The sequence below is a fragment of the Mycobacterium sp. 050128 genome (assembly GCF_036409155.1).
Taxonomy (GTDB): Bacteria; Actinomycetota; Actinomycetes; order Mycobacteriales; family Mycobacteriaceae; genus Mycobacterium.
The window spans coordinates 808968-824010 of the sequence record NZ_JAZGLW010000001.1 but is presented as its reverse complement, the minus strand read 5'-3'; the positions used below and the strand labels follow the sequence as shown (position 1 = coordinate 824010).

Genomic DNA, 15043 nt, shown 5'->3' with positions numbered 1-15043 from the left:
CAGCAACCGGGAGTGTCGAACTCTCAGGTCAGATCCCACACCTGCAGCTCGGTTCCGGCGGGCACCTCCACGACATCCTCGGGGATGTCCAGCAGGCCGTTCGCGGAAGCCAGCCACCGCAGATGGTGCGAGGCCGGCGGGCCGTAGCTGAGCACGCTGCCGTTGGCGGTGTCGAGAATCGCGCGCCGGAATTGGCGTTTGCCTTTCGGCGAGGTCAGCGACTCGGCAAGCACCGCGGGCCGGTGCGGGCGGTGCGGATCCGGCAGGCCCATCGCGGTGCGCAGCGCGGGACGGATGAACACCTCGAAGGACACCAGCGCGCTGACCGGGTTGCCGGGCAGGGTGACGATCGTGGTGCCGGCCACCCGGCCGATGCCCTGCGGCATCCCGGGTTGCATTGCCACCTTGACGAATTCCACCCCTTCGCCGCGCTGGACGCCGTGGGGCCCGAACGCGTCCTTGACGACCTCATAGGCGCCGGCGCTGACTCCGCCGCTGGTGATGATCAGGTCGGCCTCGCCCGCATGCCGATCCAGGATCGAGCTGAACTGCGCGACATCGTCTTGCGCGGTCGCGACGGCGATCACGTCCGCGCCTGCCTCACGCACGGCCCCGGCCAGCATGATCGAGTTGGACTCGTAGATCTGTCCGGGCCGCAGCGGGGTGCCCGGCGTCACCAGCTCCGTCCCGGTCGAGATCACCAGCACGCGCTGCCGCGGGATCACCGGCAGCCCCGGCAATCCCAGCGCCGCGGCCAGGCCCAGCACCGCCGGCGTGACGACCTGACCCTTGCGCAGCACGGTGGTGCCCGGCGCCACGTCTTCGCCCGCCCGGCGGATGTGCTTGCCGGGCTCCGAATGGGCGCGGATCGCCACCGAGTCCACGCCGCCGTCGGTGTTCTCCACCGGCACAACGCCCGTCGCCCCCGCCGGCATCGGCGCGCCGGTCATGATCCGGTGCGCGGTTCCGGGTTGCAGCGTCAACGGGTCGGTGCGCCCGGCGGGAATGTCCTCGGCGACCGGCAAGACGACCGGCCGGTCGGGTGTGGCGCCCTCGGTCTCCTCGGCGCGTACCGCGTATCCGTCCATCGCGGAGTTGTCGAAAACCGGCAGCGCCAGCTCGGCAACCACGTCATCCGCCAGAACCAGGCCCTGCGCCTCCGTCAGTGGCACCGGCACGGCGGGGCGGGCGCTGATCATGGCAGCTACGACGCGCTGATGTTCCTCGACTGACCGCACCCGGCCATTATCGGCCCCTCGGATTCCGGAGCCGACGCCGGTGGTCGCGGCGTCGGCAAACTCATCCTCTGCGATCCGTGCCGTCCGACGTAGAGTCGAGAACGTGATTACCGGGATGGCCCACACCGGGGTGTGCGTACCGGATTGTGAGGCCGCGGTGGCCTTTTACCGTGACGTGTTGGGCCTGCGTGTGCTGTCGCCACCGTACGTGATGGCCGGTAACGCCATTCGCGACGACATGGGTGAGCTGGTGTCCGATCCGACCATGAAAGCCGCCATCGTCGGCTTCGGCGACGGCAGCGATCGCGTCCTCGAGGTGATCGAGTACCTCAACGTCGACGGTGGCCCTCCTGACGGCCGGCGTGGCGCCGGCAGGGCACTCACCGACCACGGGCTCTCGCACGTCGGGCTGGTCTGTGAGGACCTCGAGGCCACCCGCGCCGAACTCGAGGGCAAGGGAGTCCGGTTCCTGGTGAGCGGAATCGCCGATGTCGCGCGAGTGCGCACCACCTGGTTCGTCGATCCGTGGGGCGTGGTGTTCATCCTGGTGGAGAAGAGCCGGCCCGAGCGACCCTACTTCGCGCAATTCGGGGCGTGATGCCCCGAAAAATGAATGTCGCGGTCATCGGCGCGGGCGCCGGTGGCATCGCGATGGGAATCCAGCTCGCCGAGGGCGGCTACGACTTCACCATCTTCGACCGCGCCGACGGATTCGGAGGTACCTGGCGGCACAACACTTTTCCGGGTGCGGCCTGCGATGTGCCGTCGCATCTGTACTCCTACTCGTTCGCGCTGAACCCGCGATGGAGCAAGACCTACGCGAACCAGCCCGAGATCCTGGCCTACCTGGAACGGGTGGCCGCCGAGCACGGGCTGGGACCGCACCTGCGGCCCCACACCTCGATCACCACCGCGCGGTGGTCGCAGCGCCGCCGACGGTGGACGCTCGTCACCGGCGACGGCGATCAGCACGAGTTCGACGCCGTGGTCAGCGCTGTCGGAATGCTCGACGTGCCCCACATCCCGGATATCCCTGGGGCGCAGCGGTTTCGGGGCAGGCGATTCCACTCCGCGCGGTGGGATCACAGCAAGTCGACGGCAGGTGAGCGGGTCGCGTCCATCGGCACGGGCGCCAGCGCGATCCAGTACGTCCCGGCGATCGCCCCGAAAACCGCACATCTCACCGTGTTTCAACGAACACCGATCTGGATCTCTCCCCGATTGGATTTTCCGTTCACACCGGAACAACACGCAGAGTTCGAACGCGATCCGGCGGCCGTGCAGAAGCTGCGCGACGAGGCATTCGACGCCTACGAGGCTTCCAGCTTCGACGTCGACGCCACGCAAACCCGCGAGGCGACCGAGCTGGCCCGCAGCTACCTGATGCGCAAGGTCGCCGATCCCGAGCTGCGCGCCAAGCTGACGCCGGACTACCCGGTGGGCTGCAAGCGGCCGTTGATGTCGCGCGAGTGGTACCCGACGTTCGGATTGCCGAACGTCAGCCTGGAAACCAGCGCGATCGCCGAGATCACCGAACGCGGGGTGCGCACCGCCGACGGCGTCGAGCACCGCGTCGACACCATCATCTACGGCACCGGCTTCAAAGCCGCGGACTATCTCGCCAGCATCGACGTGTACGGCAGCGGCGGCCGGGTGCTGCGCGACGACTGGAGTGACGGCGCCGAAGCCTACCTTGGCACGTTGATCGCCGGATACCCGAACTTCTTTACGCTCTACGGCCCCAACACGAATGGCGTCAACTCGATCATCTACATCCACGAGGCGCAGACGACCTTCATCCGGCAGATGCTCGACGTGATGGGTGGTCGCGGGGCGCGCACCATCGAGGTCACCGAGGAAGCGCAGCGCCGCTACAACGACGAGATCCAGGCCGCGATGGAGGGCAAGGTCTGGCTGGCCTGCACCAACTACTTTCGCCATCCCAGCGGCAAGGTCGTCACCCAGCTGCCCTACAGCGGGCGGACCTTCTTCGAACGCACCCGCACGCTGGTGGACGAGGACTACGAGCTGCGCGCGTAGTTGTCGGTGAACTGGTTGCGTAGCCACCCGATCATCATCGGTACCACCTCTGGGGCCTTGCTCATCGCGACGTGACCGGCGCCCTCGATCAGGTGGACCTCGGTGTTCGGGCGGCCCTTGAAGACAAGGGTGTCCGATTGCGGGATGAAGTAATCGTCGGCTCCGTTGGCGACGAGCATTGCCGAATTATTGTGCTGGGCAAGAAGATCTGCTCGGTTGAGCTGACCGATGCCGGCGCTGAGCTCATCCAGGGAGGGGGAGTGGTCCCAATGCATGGCGTTGCCGAGAATGTCGTGCATTCCGTAGGGCAGCTTCTTGACATTCTCCGGCTCGAAGGAGTCGACAACCGGACCGCCGAGATCGATCGCAGCGTCCACGATCCCGGACAGTCCCGACATCGCGGCGAAGTTGCCTCCGAACGAGGCGCCGAAGTGCGCCACCCGGCCGTCGCCGAGTGTCTTTGCGTAGGCGGCGATTCCGTGAATCACTTCGTCGGCGTACTGGTCGAGCGGAATCGTGGTTTCGCCGGTGCCCGGGTGGTCGAAGGCCAGCGTCGACACCCCGGCGTTCATCGTGAACCCCACGCACCACGGGTGGATGTCCATCTTCCAGGTGTCCACCCCGCCGCTGGCGATCAGCACGGGCCGCGCGGCATAGTCGCCGTCGGTGGAGTACAGGTGGACGGGCACCTCGACGGTGTCACCGCGATAGGGGACGGTGATGATGCGGCGTTCGAAGGAGACCGGGAAATCCGGTGCGGCTAAATGGAATTGCTCGAGCTGGTTGCGCATTGCCTGTACCCGGGCTTGATCGGTCAGACAGGGGAACTTCGCGCAACCATAGACCAGCGACGCCATCCGGTGGTCACCACGATAGGCGTATTCGTTGGCCAGCTTGGACCATTCGTAGGTCCACCCGCCGGGCGCGTCGGTCCACATGTCGATGACGGCTTCGCGCATCCGCTCGATGTCGTCGAGCGGAATGCCGAACTTCTCGAACTGGTGGGTGCGGTCCTCGAACATGTCCGCGGCGTCGATATCGAAGGTGTACATGGTGGTTCAGCTCCTCAGTGTGGCGAAGTAGTCGGCGATGGTGGCGGTGTCGGCGAGGGCGGCGACCGCCCCGAGGTAGCCGTCCGGGCGGACCACGACCCGGCCTCCGGCGGTGAGTCCGAGTCGTTGTGCCACAAGACCTTTCGGGTCGGCGATGACGGCGTCGTACCCTGCGACCGGCGTGTCGGCATCGGTGACCAGGACCTGCAACTCGCCCTCCCCCGCGGCGGGTGCCACATGTCCATGGGCGACGGTGACCACGGTGTGGCCGGTGTTCTGTGCGCCGCAGACGGCGCTGAGCTGCTTCTGCACCGTCTCGTCGACGACATGTGGAAGATGATCACCGGCAACCGCTTTGGCGCGTTTGACCGGTTGGCCCACGGCGATGGGGCTGTCCCGGTAGCCGATGTCGATCTCCTCGACGACGTTGGCGACGAATCGGCTGATCGCCGGGATATGGGACAGGGTCTTCACGATCAGGTTGCGGATTACCCGCGGCACCCCGGACAACGTTCCCACCCGGGTGAGCCGATCGGTGAACGAAATGACCTTGTGGGCAACGGGAAGTCGTTCGGCTTCATAGCTGTCCAGCAGCCGCTCGCCGGCTTCGCCATTGAGCACCGCGGCCAGCTTCCATGCCAGGTTGAATGCGTCCTGCATGCCGGTGTTCATGCCCTGGCCACCGGCCGGGCTGTGGATGTGGGCGGCGTCGCCGGCCAGGAAGACCCGGCCCCAGCGGTAGGCGGGCACCCGCGCGTGGTGGACCTCGAAACTGGTCAGCCAATGCGAGGTAAGCAAGTGGATTCCGCCGACTCGCTGGTCGAGGATCGTCTGCAGTTCGTCCTGTGTGGGGTGGAGGTTCAGCGGGGCGCCTGGCGCGTCGTGGATCTCGGCCAGAAAACGCATCCGCCCTTCCCGCATCGGCAGTACCACCACCGGCCCGTCGGGGGCGAAGAAGGTGTACATCGAATCCCGGTCCAGCTGATGCTCGGCATCGACGTCGCCGAGCAGAAAGCGTTCTCCCACAAAGGAACCGGCGAGTTTGGTGCCGACAAGTTTGCGCACGGTGCTGCGGGCGCCGTCGGCACCGATCACCCACGGCGTGGTGAGGAGTTCGGTCACTCCGTCGGCGTGCCGCAAGGTGAGGTGCGCGCCGGCGTCGTCCTGCTTCAGCGCGACCAGTTCGACACCGCGTTCGATCGTGACACCGAGCGACTCCAGGTATTCGGTCAGCACCCGCTCGGTCTCGGTTTGCGCCGTGACCAAGCTGAATGGGAACGCGCTATCGACGACGCTCAGCGGGACGTGGAACAGCCTGCTGCTGCCGGCGTACATCCGCATCGCGGTGGCCTTGACCCCGGTGCTCACCATCTCGTCAATGATGCCCATCCGGGAATACATGTCCAGGCTGCGGGAGTGCACCGCGATGGCCCGGGACTGGTCGGTGGGTGCTGCCAACTTGTCGATTACTCGCACGCGGATGCCGCGGCGGGCGAGTTCGCAGCCGGCGACCAGCCCGACCGGCCCGGCACCGACGACCAAGACTTCGGTCTTCGAGGTGGTGTGCATCGTCTACTCCTGATTTTCACGGTTCGTTGAAACTATCCTCACGCTACGTTGAAACTAGTCTCAACGCAATAGGAAATTCACGCCGTGATGAAACTTGAGTTGAAGAAGGCGCTAACTACGGGCGACGCGGCGCCTCAGACCCAGAAGTTGTCGTGCCGGACGAACCACTCGCTGCGTTCGTCGTCGGTCATGTCGGCCAGTGCGCCAAAACCTTCGAAGTAGGTCTCGCGCGGAGCACCGGGCGCGAACAGCATCAGGATCGACGCGGGTTCGTCGGCCTCGTTACGGAAGCCGTGGATTCCGCCCGGCGGCACGTAGAGGAAATCGCGCGCGCGGCCGTCGACCCACTCCGTGCCGTCGTAGAGCTTGATCGTCCCGGACAGCACGAAGAAGGCCTCCGACATGGCCCGGTGGTAGTGCGCCGGGGGCCCGCCGCCGGCCGGCCCGATATCGACCCGGTACAGGCCGTAGTCGCCGTCGGTGGCCTGCTGGTTGGCGAGGTAGTGGTACTTGACCCCGGCGGTCTCGTAGTCCGGCGGTGCCCCTCCATTTTCCGGGGCCCGTCTGAGCCAGGCGCTGACCTCCGGCTGCTCGGCGGTGTAGCGGGTCGGCGGATACGGCGGCACGACGAGGGACATGAAATCCAGCCTGCCAGTTGGCCTCGCCGGGGTGGAGGTCCGGAAAGGCGCAAGAGAGGAGCGGCTGCTCGATGTGCCCTAATCGGACGGGTAGACCACCCCGGTGAGGTCCTCAGAGACCGATTACAGCCGGCGCTGCAGGTCGACGTCGTGGGACTTCTCGCTGGACGAGACCAGCTTGGGGTAACCGCGGGTCTCGGCGAACCCGTCGGGGCCGTAGTACTGGCCGCCGAGCACGCCCGGGTCGGTGGCCGCGCGCAGCGTCGGGAGCGCGCCCATGGCCGCGTCCTGAGCGATCACCGAGAAGAACACGTTGACGAGCGGCCGGAACGCCGCGGGCGTGTAGCGGCCCAGCTCGGTGTTCGACCCGCCGGGGTGGGCGGCGGCGGCGATCGTCGTGCCGTGCGGGGCGAGCTTGCGCTGCAGCTCGTAGGTGAACAGCAGGTTGGCCAGCTTGGCCTGCCCGTAGGCCGCGACCCGGTTGTAGGAGCGCTCCCACTGCAGGTCGTCGAAGTGGATGTCGGCCAGGATGCGGTGGCCCATGCTGCTCACCGTCACGACCCGCGATCCGGGGACCGGCAGCAGCCGCTCCAGCAGCAGGCCGGTGAGCGCGAAGTGGCCCAGGTGGTTGGTGCCGAACTGCATCTCGAAGCCGTCTTTGGTGGTTTCCTTCGGCGTGTACATCACGCCCGCGTTGTTGATCAGCAGGTCGATGCGGTCGTAGTCGGACTTGAGCTGTCCGGCGGCCGCGCGGACGGAGTCCAGCGACGTCAGGTCGAGCTCCTGCAGCGCCACGTCGGCGCCGGGGCTCTTGGCGGCGATCCGGGCGGCGGCGTCCTTGCCCTTGTCGAGGTTGCGCACCGCGAGCACGACGTGGGCGCCCCGCTCGGCGAGCGCGGCGGCCGTTTCGTAGCCCAGGCCGGTGTTGGCTCCGGTGACGACGGCGACACGGCCTTTCTGGTCGGGAATGTCCGCTGCTGTCCACTTGGCCATGGCAAACTCCTTAATGGGAAACTAAACGGGGCGAGCGCTCCGGTTGATTCGTACTATACGGAACGTGCGCCCCGCTTTGTCAACCGATAGGTGGTGAACAAATGGCGCAGCCTGAACGTCGGCTGCGTGCCGACGCGGCGCGCAACCGGGCGCGCGTGCTGGAAGTCGCCTACGACACCTTCGCGGCCGAGGGCTTGTCGGTGCCCATCGACGAGATCGCCCGTCGGGCCGGCGTCGGGGCGGGCACCGTCTACCGGCACTTCCCGACCAAGGAGGCGCTGTTCCAGGCGGTCATCGACGACCGCATGCAGCAGCTCGTTGACGAGGGACACGCCCTGCTGGAATCCGCCGGCCCGGGCGAGGCGCTGTTCGCCTATCTGCGTTCGCTGGTGCTGCAGTGGGGCGCGGCGGATCGCGGCCTGGTCGATGCCCTGGCCGGTTTCGGCATCGACATCGCCGCCGCCGCACCGGATGCCGAGGATGCCTTCCTGGCAATGCTCGACGAGCTGCTGCGCGCCGCGCAGCGGGCGGGCACCGCGCGGCCGGACATCGGCGTACGCGAAGTGAAGACGATCATGGTCGGATGTCAGGCCATGGAGGCCTACAACGCGGAATTGGCCCAGCGGGTCACCGACGTCGTCGTGGACGGTTTACGCGCTAAGCGATAGCCCCCGATAACCGCAGCCCCGTTCTTGCACTCGGCATAGGCGAGTGCTAAGAATGACGTTGGCACTCGCAGTGTGTGAGTGCTAGGTCGGGACGGTGAGGCCAGCTCTGGTCGTCCGTCGCGGGCACTGCGCCCGGCCAGCGTAAGTAATTGGGTTGTTGCCACCCGGTGACCCCAGTTTCATCCCCAATCCGGAGGAATCACTTCGCAATGGCCAAGACAATTGCGTACGACGAAGAGGCCCGTCGCGGCCTCGAGCGGGGTCTGAACGCCCTCGCCGACGCGGTAAAGGTGACGTTGGGCCCCAAGGGTCGCAACGTCGTCCTAGAGAAGAAGTGGGGCGCTCCCACGATCACCAACGATGGCGTGTCCATCGCCAAGGAGATCGAACTGGAGGACCCGTACGAGAAGATCGGCGCCGAGCTGGTCAAGGAAGTTGCCAAGAAGACCGACGACGTTGCCGGTGACGGCACGACGACGGCCACGGTGCTGGCTCAGGCGCTCGTCAAAGAGGGCCTGCGCAACGTTGCGGCCGGCGCCAACCCGCTGGGCCTCAAGCGCGGCATCGAGAAGGCCGTCGAGAAGATCACCGAGACCCTGCTGAAGTCGGCCAAGGACGTGGAGACCAAGGAGCAGATCGCGGCGACCGCGGGCATCTCGGCGGGCGACCAGTCGATCGGTGACCTGATCGCCGAGGCGATGGACAAGGTCGGCAACGAGGGCGTCATCACCGTTGAAGAGTCCAACACCTTCGGCCTGCAGCTCGAGCTCACCGAGGGCATGCGGTTCGACAAGGGCTACATCTCGGGGTACTTCGTCACCGACGCCGAGCGTCAGGAAGCGGTCCTGGAGGACCCCTACATCCTGCTGGTCAGCTCCAAGGTGTCGACCGTCAAGGACCTGCTCCCGCTGCTGGAGAAGGTCATTCAGGGCGGCAAGCCGCTGCTGATCATCGCCGAGGACGTCGAGGGCGAGGCGCTGTCCACCCTGGTCGTGAACAAGATCCGTGGCACCTTCAAGTCGGTGGCGGTCAAGGCCCCCGGCTTCGGTGACCGCCGCAAGGCGATGCTGCAGGACATGGCCATCCTCACCGGTGGTCAGGTCGTCAGCGAAGAGGTCGGCCTCTCCCTCGAGACCGCCGACATCTCGCTGCTCGGCAAGGCCCGCAAGGTCGTCATCACCAAGGACGAGACCACCATCGTCGAGGGTGCGGGTGACCCCGACGCCATCGCCGGCCGGGTGGCCCAGATCCGCGCCGAGATCGAGAACAGCGACTCCGACTACGACCGCGAGAAGCTGCAGGAGCGCCTGGCCAAGCTGGCCGGCGGTGTTGCGGTGATCAAGGCCGGAGCTGCCACCGAGGTGGAGCTCAAGGAGCGCAAGCACCGCATCGAGGACGCGGTGCGCAACGCCAAGGCCGCCGTCGAGGAGGGCATCGTCGCCGGTGGTGGCGTGGCTCTGCTGCAGGCGGCCCCGGCGCTGGACGACCTGAAGCTCAAGGGCGACGAGGCCACTGGCGTCAACATCGTCCGCGTGGCGCTCGAGGCTCCGCTGAAGCAGATCGCCTTCAACGGCGGGCTCGAGCCCGGCGTGGTCGCCGAGAAGGTTCGCAACTCGAAGCCCGGCGTCGGCCTGAACGCCGCCACCGGTGAGTACGAGGACCTGCTCAAGGCCGGCGTTGCCGACCCGGTGAAGGTGACCCGTTCGGCGCTGCAGAACGCTGCGTCCATCGCGGCGCTGTTCCTGACCACCGAGGCCGTCGTTGCCGACAAGCCGGAGAAGGCCGCCGCTCCCGTCGGCGACCCGACCGGTGGCATGGGCGGTATGGACTTCTAAGTCTCTGAGTACGAATAAGTCCCAGCTACGAGAAAAGCCCGGTCCCTTTTGGGGCCGGGCTTTTTCGTGTGTCAGGGCTGCTCGAGACGCAGGCAGTCGTCCTTACAGCCGGGTCTGGTCACCGTCTGCGGCGCCGCCTTGCGGTGCAGAACCGCGCGACTCGGCACCACTTGCAGCGCGTCGTCGCCGGCGAGGCCGGTGCCGTCGACGATCAGCGAGTAGCCGTCGGGTTCGCGCGGCGGCCAGACCAGCGTGACCGCGTCGTGCCGGGCGATGTTGTTGCGGGTGCTGTTGCCGATCGAGCCCACCTCCAGCACGCCGTCGATCAGCACCGGGTGCACCGCCACGGCGTGCGCGTGCCGTCCGTCGCCGAAGGTGATCAGGTAGGCGAACGTGAAGTCGGCCAGCGCGCCGGTGAGTTGATCGAGATCGACTTTCACGCTCATGACGCGAGGATAGGCCGCGAGTGTGGGCTGCAAGAGTGCGAGTGGAAGTACTCGTACCTAGGGCCCGCGCTCGGCGCCCTAGGGTTAGCTGCGTGGCTCTCCCAACTCCCGCACCCACCAGCACCGCCGTCGTCACCGGAGCGTCGTCGGGCATCGGCGCCGCCATCGCCCGCGAGCTCGCCGATCGCGGGCACGGCGTCACCCTCGTCGCGCGCCGCGAGGACAAGCTGCACGAGCTGGCCGATGAACTCGCGAGTCGGGTTCGCGTCGAGGTGATCGGTTGCGACGTCGCGGATTCGGCCGCTCGCGCCGGCCTTTTCGGCGAGGTCGATCGTCGCGGGCTGACGGCCGAGATCCTGGTCAACAACGCCGGCATCGGCACCATCGGGTCGGTGACGGATGTGTCGGTCGACGACGAGATCGCCCAGGTGCGGGTCAACGTCGAGGCCGTTATCGACCTGACCACGCGCGCGGTCCAGCAGATGGTGCCGCGCGGGCGCGGCGCAATTCTCAACGTCGGATCGACCGCGGGCTACTACCCCTTCCCCGGCCAGGTCGGCTACGCCGCCACCAAGGCGTTCGTGATCACCTACACCGAAGGACTGCGTGGCGAACTGGCCGGCAGCGGTGTCACCGTTGCGCTGCTCAACCCCGGCCCGGTGCGCACCGAGTTCCTGAAGAACGCCGGCATGGACGAGCGGAAGTTCGCCGACGCGTTCCCGAAGTTCATGTGGCTGCCCGCCAGCGAGGTGGCGCGCGCCGGAGTCGACGCGCTCGACGGCGATCGCGGAGCGGTGATCCCCGGGCTGCCAAGCCAAATCAGCACCCGGCTGTTTCAGTTCATGCCGCGACGTCTGCTGCTGCCGCTACTTAAAAGGCAGCATCCCGGTCTCAAACGGGACCGCTCAGCGCCCTAGTGGCCAGCGCCGCATCCAGCCCTCCATCGGTAGGGCGAGCGCGTTGCACAGTGTGCAGATGGTGCGATACCAGCCGACGGCCGTGAGCAATTCGATGCGCTGCTCGTCGTCGAGGTCGCGGCCCAGCGCCGTCCACGTCGCCTCCGACCACGACCCGGTGCGCTCCAGCTCGTCGACCGCCTCGATCAGCGTCCGCTCGGCCGGACCCCACCGCGCGTCGTCGGGGCCGCCGGTCACCAGCGCGTCACACTCGTCGTCGCTGACTCCGACGATCGGTCCCCAGAACGCCGCCTGCCCGCCCCACTCGTACTCGCAACCGACCAGTGCGCAGGTGCGCAGGATCGCGATCGTCCGGGTCCGCGGCGGCAAAAGCGCTGCGATGTAAAGGGATTCACCGAGCTTGCGTAGCCGGTTGGCCAGCGCGGGGTGGCGCTGCAGGCAGCGCACCAGGAGCAGGGGCTCATATGGGCGGTCCGGGTGGCCCCAGCTGTTGATGCTGGTGGTGTCTTCCTCGCTCCACGGCGGGGCTAGCGGCGCGACGCGACTCATGCGACTGACTGTACGAGGTCATGCCGGCAGGGAGAACACCACGCAGTCGTGCAGGGTGCCTTTGGCCGCGGAGTCGGGATCGGCGTCGCGGTGCAGTAGCGCGCGGGTCGGCACCACGTCCAATCGCACTGTCTCGGAGTCGGACTCGGCGACTTCGGCGTGGCCGTCCACGATCAGCGAATAGCCGCCCGGCTCGCGCGGCGGCCACAGCAGGGTGACATCGGCGCGCTGGCTGAGGTTTTCGCGGGTGCGGCCGCCGATGAGTCCGATATCGAGGACGGCGCCGTCGCGCAGCCGCGGTTCGACCGTCACGGTGTGGACGCGGTATCCGTCGTCGACGGTGATCAGGTACGCGAACGGGAAGTCGGGCAGGGCGGCGGCCAGCCTCTGCAGATCCACCCTCTTCTTGGTGCGCATGATGTCGAGGATAGGCGCAGCGGGCGTGTCGTCAGTCCGCCGTCAAACCCGTCGGTATGGTGCCCGAGCCCAGATTGCTGAGCAGACCCAGGTTCGCGGTTCCCGGGTTGAAACCGGTGCCGGCGTTCGGTGAATTGAGCAGGCTCGCGCTGAAGTCCGCGGACGCCGCACCGCTCGTCACGGTATGCGCAAACCCGGTGCCGGGGGTGTCGGTCAGCCAGGATCCGACGTGGCCGCCGGTGTGATCGAGGCTGGCCAGTGCGTTGATGTGGTGTGCCAGGCCCCCGGTGCCCGCGTGCGGTCCGAAGATCAGGTCGCCGTTGTGGAATTGCATGCCGAGGTTCTGCATGACCTGCTGCCAGGGCGCCAGCTGTTCGGCGGCCGCCGAGGCGTCGGCGTGATACCCGGACATCGCGGCCACGTCAGTGGCCCACATCTGTTCGTAGGCGGACTCGATGTCCATGATCGTGGGGGCGTTCTGGCCCAGATGGTTCTGCGAAGCCAACGCCCGCACCAAGGCGCGGTTGGCGGTAACCACCGCCGGCTGCACCGTGGCCGACAGCGCCGTCTCGAAGGCGCCCGCGATGGCCGAAGCCTGGCTGGAGGTCGCCTCGGCCTGTGCGGCCGCCGCCTTGAGCCAGCTCACGTATTGGGTCGCGACGGCCAGCATCGCCGTGGCCGAGGGACCCTGCCACGAGCCGTTGGCCAGATCCGAGGCCACGGAGAAGAACGAGGACGCGGACGAGGCCAGGTTCTCGGCAAGCCCATCCCAGGCTTCCGCGGCAGCATGCAGCGGCGCCGATCCAGGACCGGCGTAAAGGAGGGCCGAATTGATCTCTGGCGGCAACCACGCAAAATGCGGGCTCGTCACTGCAATAACTTAACCGGGACAGGCGCTTCTTCGTAGCGTTATGGCGTGGCTGCGGGCCCCATTTGGCGCCCGCGGACCAGCTTGCCGGGACGCGCGTCGGTGGGTTTGCCGTTTTCGGCGATCACTTCGCCGGACACGATCGTGGCCACATACCCGTCCGCGGTCTGGTCCAGACGACGCCCGCCGGCGGGTAGGTCATAAGTGATCACCGGCTTGTGCAGGCGCAGCGCCGCGTGGTCGATCACGTTGAGATCGCCCTTGTATCCGACCGCGATTCGGCCGCGATCGGCCAGCCCGGCGACCCGGGCCGGCACCGACGTCAGCTCGCGGACGGCCTCGGCGACCGTGAAGCGTCCAGACGCCCGGTCCCGCGCCCAGTGCGTCAGGAAGAACGTCGAGTAGCTGGCGTCGCAGATCATCCCGTAGTGGGCGCCGCCGTCGCCGAGCCCGAGCACCACGTCGTCGCGGCGCAGCAGCTCGCCGACCGTGTTCAGCGAGTTGCGCTCCATATTGCTGGTCGCGACCAGCAGCATGGCGCGGCCGTCGTCGTCGAGCAGCCGGTCGTAGGCCTCCTCCATCGGGTTCACGCCGCGGGCCCTGGCCCGGGCCCCGATGCTGTCCGCCGGGTCCGGCTCGTAGTTGGGGTTGTCGCCCAGCGGGAAGATCCAGTCCCACATTTGCGCGACGTACAGGATCGGGTGGCCTTGGCCCGGCTTGTCGGCCAGGATGCGGGCGCGGACCTCGGGCTTGCGCATCTCGGCGACCCGCTCGGCCAGCGGCAGATGCGCGATCTCCCGGTAGCTGGGGTAGAGCACGAACGGGTTGGCGGTGAGTTGCAGCCCGATGATCAACCCGATCGGGCGGGGCAGCAGTTGCGCGGTGATGTCGCCGCCGGCGGCGTTGGCCTTCTCGATCATGTTGATCGCGTCGGGCCACGTCGGGTCCCCGGCGTTGGCGACGACGAGGGTGAAGGTGACCGGCAAGCCGACCTCCTCGGCGACGTCGAACACTGTCTGCAGCACCGGCTGGTAGCCGCCGGCCGGAATATCGGGCACGAATTGCAGCAGCCCGCCGCCGCCGTCAACGACGCCCTTGGCGATCTCTTCGATCTCCTCGCGGGCGGCTTCGTAACTCGGTATGGGCGAACCGCTTTCGGTCTTATGGATGGTCAGCCGCGACGACGCGAAGCCCAGCGCACCGACTTCCATGGCCTCCTTGGCCAGCGCCCGCATCTTGGCGAGGTCGTCGGCGGTAGCGGCTTCGCGGTCGGCGCCGCGCTGGCCCATCACGTAGACGCGCAGCGGCGAATGTGGCAGGTAGGCGGCCACGTCGATGTCACGCCTACCGGCTTCGAGCGCGTTCAGGTATTCGGGAAAGGTTTCCCAGGTCCACGGCAGGCCGTCGGTCATCACGACGCCCGGGATGTCCTCCACCCCGGCCATCACGTCGACGAGGACGTCGTGGTCTTCCTGACGGCACGGCGCGAACCCGACGCCGCAGTTGCCCATCACCACGGTGGTCACGCCGTGTGCCGAGGAGGGGGTCAGGCGCTCCGACCAGATGGACTGGCCGTCGTAGTGCGTGTGCAGGTCGACGAAACCCGGCGTGATCAGCAGGCCGGTCGCGTCGATCTCGCGCTCGGCACGGTCGCCGTTCACGGATCCGACGGCCGTGATGACGCCGCCGGTTACCCCGACGTCGCCGACGTACGGCTCACCCCCCAGCCCGTCGACGATGGTGCCATTGCGAATGAGGAGGTCGTAGATCACCTCATCAATCTACGACCGCGCCGCACGTCGTGCCACGATCA

15 protein-coding genes are annotated in these 15043 nt (G+C 67.4%); 5 read left to right on the top strand and 10 right to left on the bottom strand.

Annotation, left to right across the window (positions count from 1 at the left end):
- Positions 1 to 23 precede the first annotated feature (23 nt).
- Positions 24 to 1238 carry a molybdopterin molybdotransferase MoeA gene (gene moeA, locus SKC41_RS04015; protein WP_330976430.1) on the bottom strand — a complete coding sequence of 405 codons (1215 nt, stop codon included), beginning with the start codon at positions 1236 to 1238 and terminating at the stop codon, positions 24 to 26.
- Positions 1239 to 1341: 103 nt separating this feature from the next.
- On the opposite strand from moeA, the gene SKC41_RS04010 reads away from it, so the two are divergent.
- Positions 1342 to 1836: a VOC family protein gene (locus tag SKC41_RS04010; RefSeq protein ID WP_330976429.1), complete on the top strand. Its 495-nt coding sequence runs from the start codon at positions 1342 to 1344 to the stop codon at positions 1834 to 1836.
- 11 nt (positions 1837 to 1847) lie between these two features.
- Entirely contained in the window at positions 1848 to 3278 is a 1431-nt protein-coding gene (locus tag SKC41_RS04005) for a flavin-containing monooxygenase (RefSeq protein WP_330976428.1), read from the top strand.
- Here the strand turns inward: SKC41_RS04005 and SKC41_RS04000 are convergent.
- From SKC41_RS04000 to SKC41_RS03985, 4 genes are all read right to left on the bottom strand, one after another.
- Positions 3260 to 4330 carry an alpha/beta hydrolase gene (locus tag SKC41_RS04000; RefSeq protein WP_330976427.1) on the bottom strand — a complete coding sequence of 357 codons (1071 nt, stop codon included), beginning with the start codon at positions 4328 to 4330 and terminating at the stop codon, positions 3260 to 3262. The genes SKC41_RS04005 and SKC41_RS04000 overlap by 19 nt on opposite strands.
- A 6-nt stretch (positions 4331 to 4336) precedes the next feature.
- Entirely contained in the window at positions 4337 to 5899 is a 1563-nt protein-coding gene (locus SKC41_RS03995) for an FAD-dependent monooxygenase (RefSeq protein ID WP_330976426.1), read from the bottom strand.
- A gap of 134 nt (positions 5900 to 6033) precedes the next feature.
- Positions 6034 to 6537, bottom strand: a complete 504-nt coding sequence (locus tag SKC41_RS03990; RefSeq protein WP_330976425.1) for a cupin domain-containing protein — start codon at positions 6535 to 6537, stop codon at positions 6034 to 6036.
- 123 nt (positions 6538 to 6660) lie between these two features.
- The gene (locus tag SKC41_RS03985; RefSeq protein WP_330976424.1) at positions 6661 to 7530 is read right to left on the bottom strand and encodes an SDR family NAD(P)-dependent oxidoreductase; all 870 of its coding nucleotides are present in this window, start codon (positions 7528 to 7530) and stop codon (positions 6661 to 6663) included.
- Positions 7531 to 7631: 101 nt separating this feature from the next.
- Here SKC41_RS03985 and SKC41_RS03980 point away from each other — a divergent pair, with 101 nt between their 5' ends.
- Together SKC41_RS03980 and groL are read left to right on the top strand one after the other, a co-directional pair.
- Positions 7632 to 8198 carry a TetR/AcrR family transcriptional regulator gene (locus SKC41_RS03980; RefSeq protein WP_330976423.1) on the top strand — a complete coding sequence of 189 codons (567 nt, stop codon included), beginning with the start codon at positions 7632 to 7634 and terminating at the stop codon, positions 8196 to 8198.
- A gap of 209 nt (positions 8199 to 8407) precedes the next feature.
- A complete protein-coding gene (gene groL / locus SKC41_RS03975; RefSeq protein ID WP_330976422.1) occupies positions 8408 to 10033 on the top strand; it encodes a chaperonin GroEL in 1626 nt (541 codons plus the stop codon).
- A 71-nt stretch (positions 10034 to 10104) separates the two neighbouring features.
- On the opposite strand, the gene SKC41_RS03970 is transcribed toward groL, so the two are convergent.
- Positions 10105 to 10479, bottom strand: a complete 375-nt coding sequence (locus tag SKC41_RS03970) for a pyridoxamine 5'-phosphate oxidase family protein (RefSeq protein WP_330976421.1) — start codon at positions 10477 to 10479, stop codon at positions 10105 to 10107.
- Between the two features lie 92 nt (positions 10480 to 10571).
- Between SKC41_RS03970 and SKC41_RS03965 the strand changes: the two genes are divergently transcribed.
- Positions 10572 to 11396, top strand: coding sequence for an SDR family NAD(P)-dependent oxidoreductase (locus SKC41_RS03965; RefSeq protein WP_330976420.1), 825 nt, complete (start codon positions 10572 to 10574; stop codon positions 11394 to 11396).
- Here SKC41_RS03965 and SKC41_RS03960 read toward each other — a convergent pair.
- From SKC41_RS03960 to SKC41_RS03945, 4 genes are read right to left on the bottom strand one after another with little or no spacing between them, the layout of a single operon-like run.
- Positions 11385 to 11945 carry a carboxymuconolactone decarboxylase family protein gene (locus tag SKC41_RS03960; RefSeq protein WP_330976419.1) on the bottom strand — a complete coding sequence of 187 codons (561 nt, stop codon included), beginning with the start codon at positions 11943 to 11945 and terminating at the stop codon, positions 11385 to 11387. The genes SKC41_RS03965 and SKC41_RS03960 overlap by 12 nt on opposite strands.
- A gap of 18 nt (positions 11946 to 11963) precedes the next feature.
- Entirely contained in the window at positions 11964 to 12362 is a 399-nt protein-coding gene (locus tag SKC41_RS03955; protein WP_330976418.1) for a pyridoxamine 5'-phosphate oxidase family protein, read from the bottom strand.
- A gap of 31 nt (positions 12363 to 12393) precedes the next feature.
- Positions 12394 to 13233, bottom strand: coding sequence for a PPE family protein (locus SKC41_RS03950; RefSeq protein ID WP_330976417.1), 840 nt, complete (start codon positions 13231 to 13233; stop codon positions 12394 to 12396).
- Positions 13234 to 13271: 38 nt separating this feature from the next.
- The gene (locus SKC41_RS03945; protein WP_330976416.1) at positions 13272 to 15002 is read right to left on the bottom strand and encodes an N-acyl-D-amino-acid deacylase family protein; all 1731 of its coding nucleotides are present in this window, start codon (positions 15000 to 15002) and stop codon (positions 13272 to 13274) included.
- Positions 15003 to 15043 lie beyond the last annotated feature (41 nt).

Coding starts and splice junctions, on each gene's coding strand:
- SKC41_RS03970 (WP_330976421.1), bottom strand. CDS start 10,479: ATGAGCGTGAAAGTCGATCTCGATCAACTCACCGGCGCGCTGGCCGAC.
- SKC41_RS03990 (WP_330976425.1), bottom strand. CDS start 6,537: ATGTCCCTCGTCGTGCCGCCGTATCCGCCGACCCGCTACACCGCCGAG.
- SKC41_RS04000 (WP_330976427.1), bottom strand. CDS start 4,330: ATGTACACCTTCGATATCGACGCCGCGGACATGTTCGAGGACCGCACC.
- SKC41_RS03960 (WP_330976419.1), bottom strand. CDS start 11,945: ATGAGTCGCGTCGCGCCGCTAGCCCCGCCGTGGAGCGAGGAAGACACC.
- SKC41_RS03955 (WP_330976418.1), bottom strand. CDS start 12,362: ATGCGCACCAAGAAGAGGGTGGATCTGCAGAGGCTGGCCGCCGCCCTG.
- SKC41_RS03985 (WP_330976424.1), bottom strand. CDS start 7,530: ATGGCCAAGTGGACAGCAGCGGACATTCCCGACCAGAAAGGCCGTGTC.
- SKC41_RS03980 (WP_330976423.1), top strand. CDS start 7,632: ATGGCGCAGCCTGAACGTCGGCTGCGTGCCGACGCGGCGCGCAACCGG.
- SKC41_RS03995 (WP_330976426.1), bottom strand. CDS start 5,899: ATGCACACCACCTCGAAGACCGAAGTCTTGGTCGTCGGTGCCGGGCCG.
- SKC41_RS04005 (WP_330976428.1), top strand. CDS start 1,848: ATGAATGTCGCGGTCATCGGCGCGGGCGCCGGTGGCATCGCGATGGGA.
- groL (WP_330976422.1), top strand. CDS start 8,408: ATGGCCAAGACAATTGCGTACGACGAAGAGGCCCGTCGCGGCCTCGAG.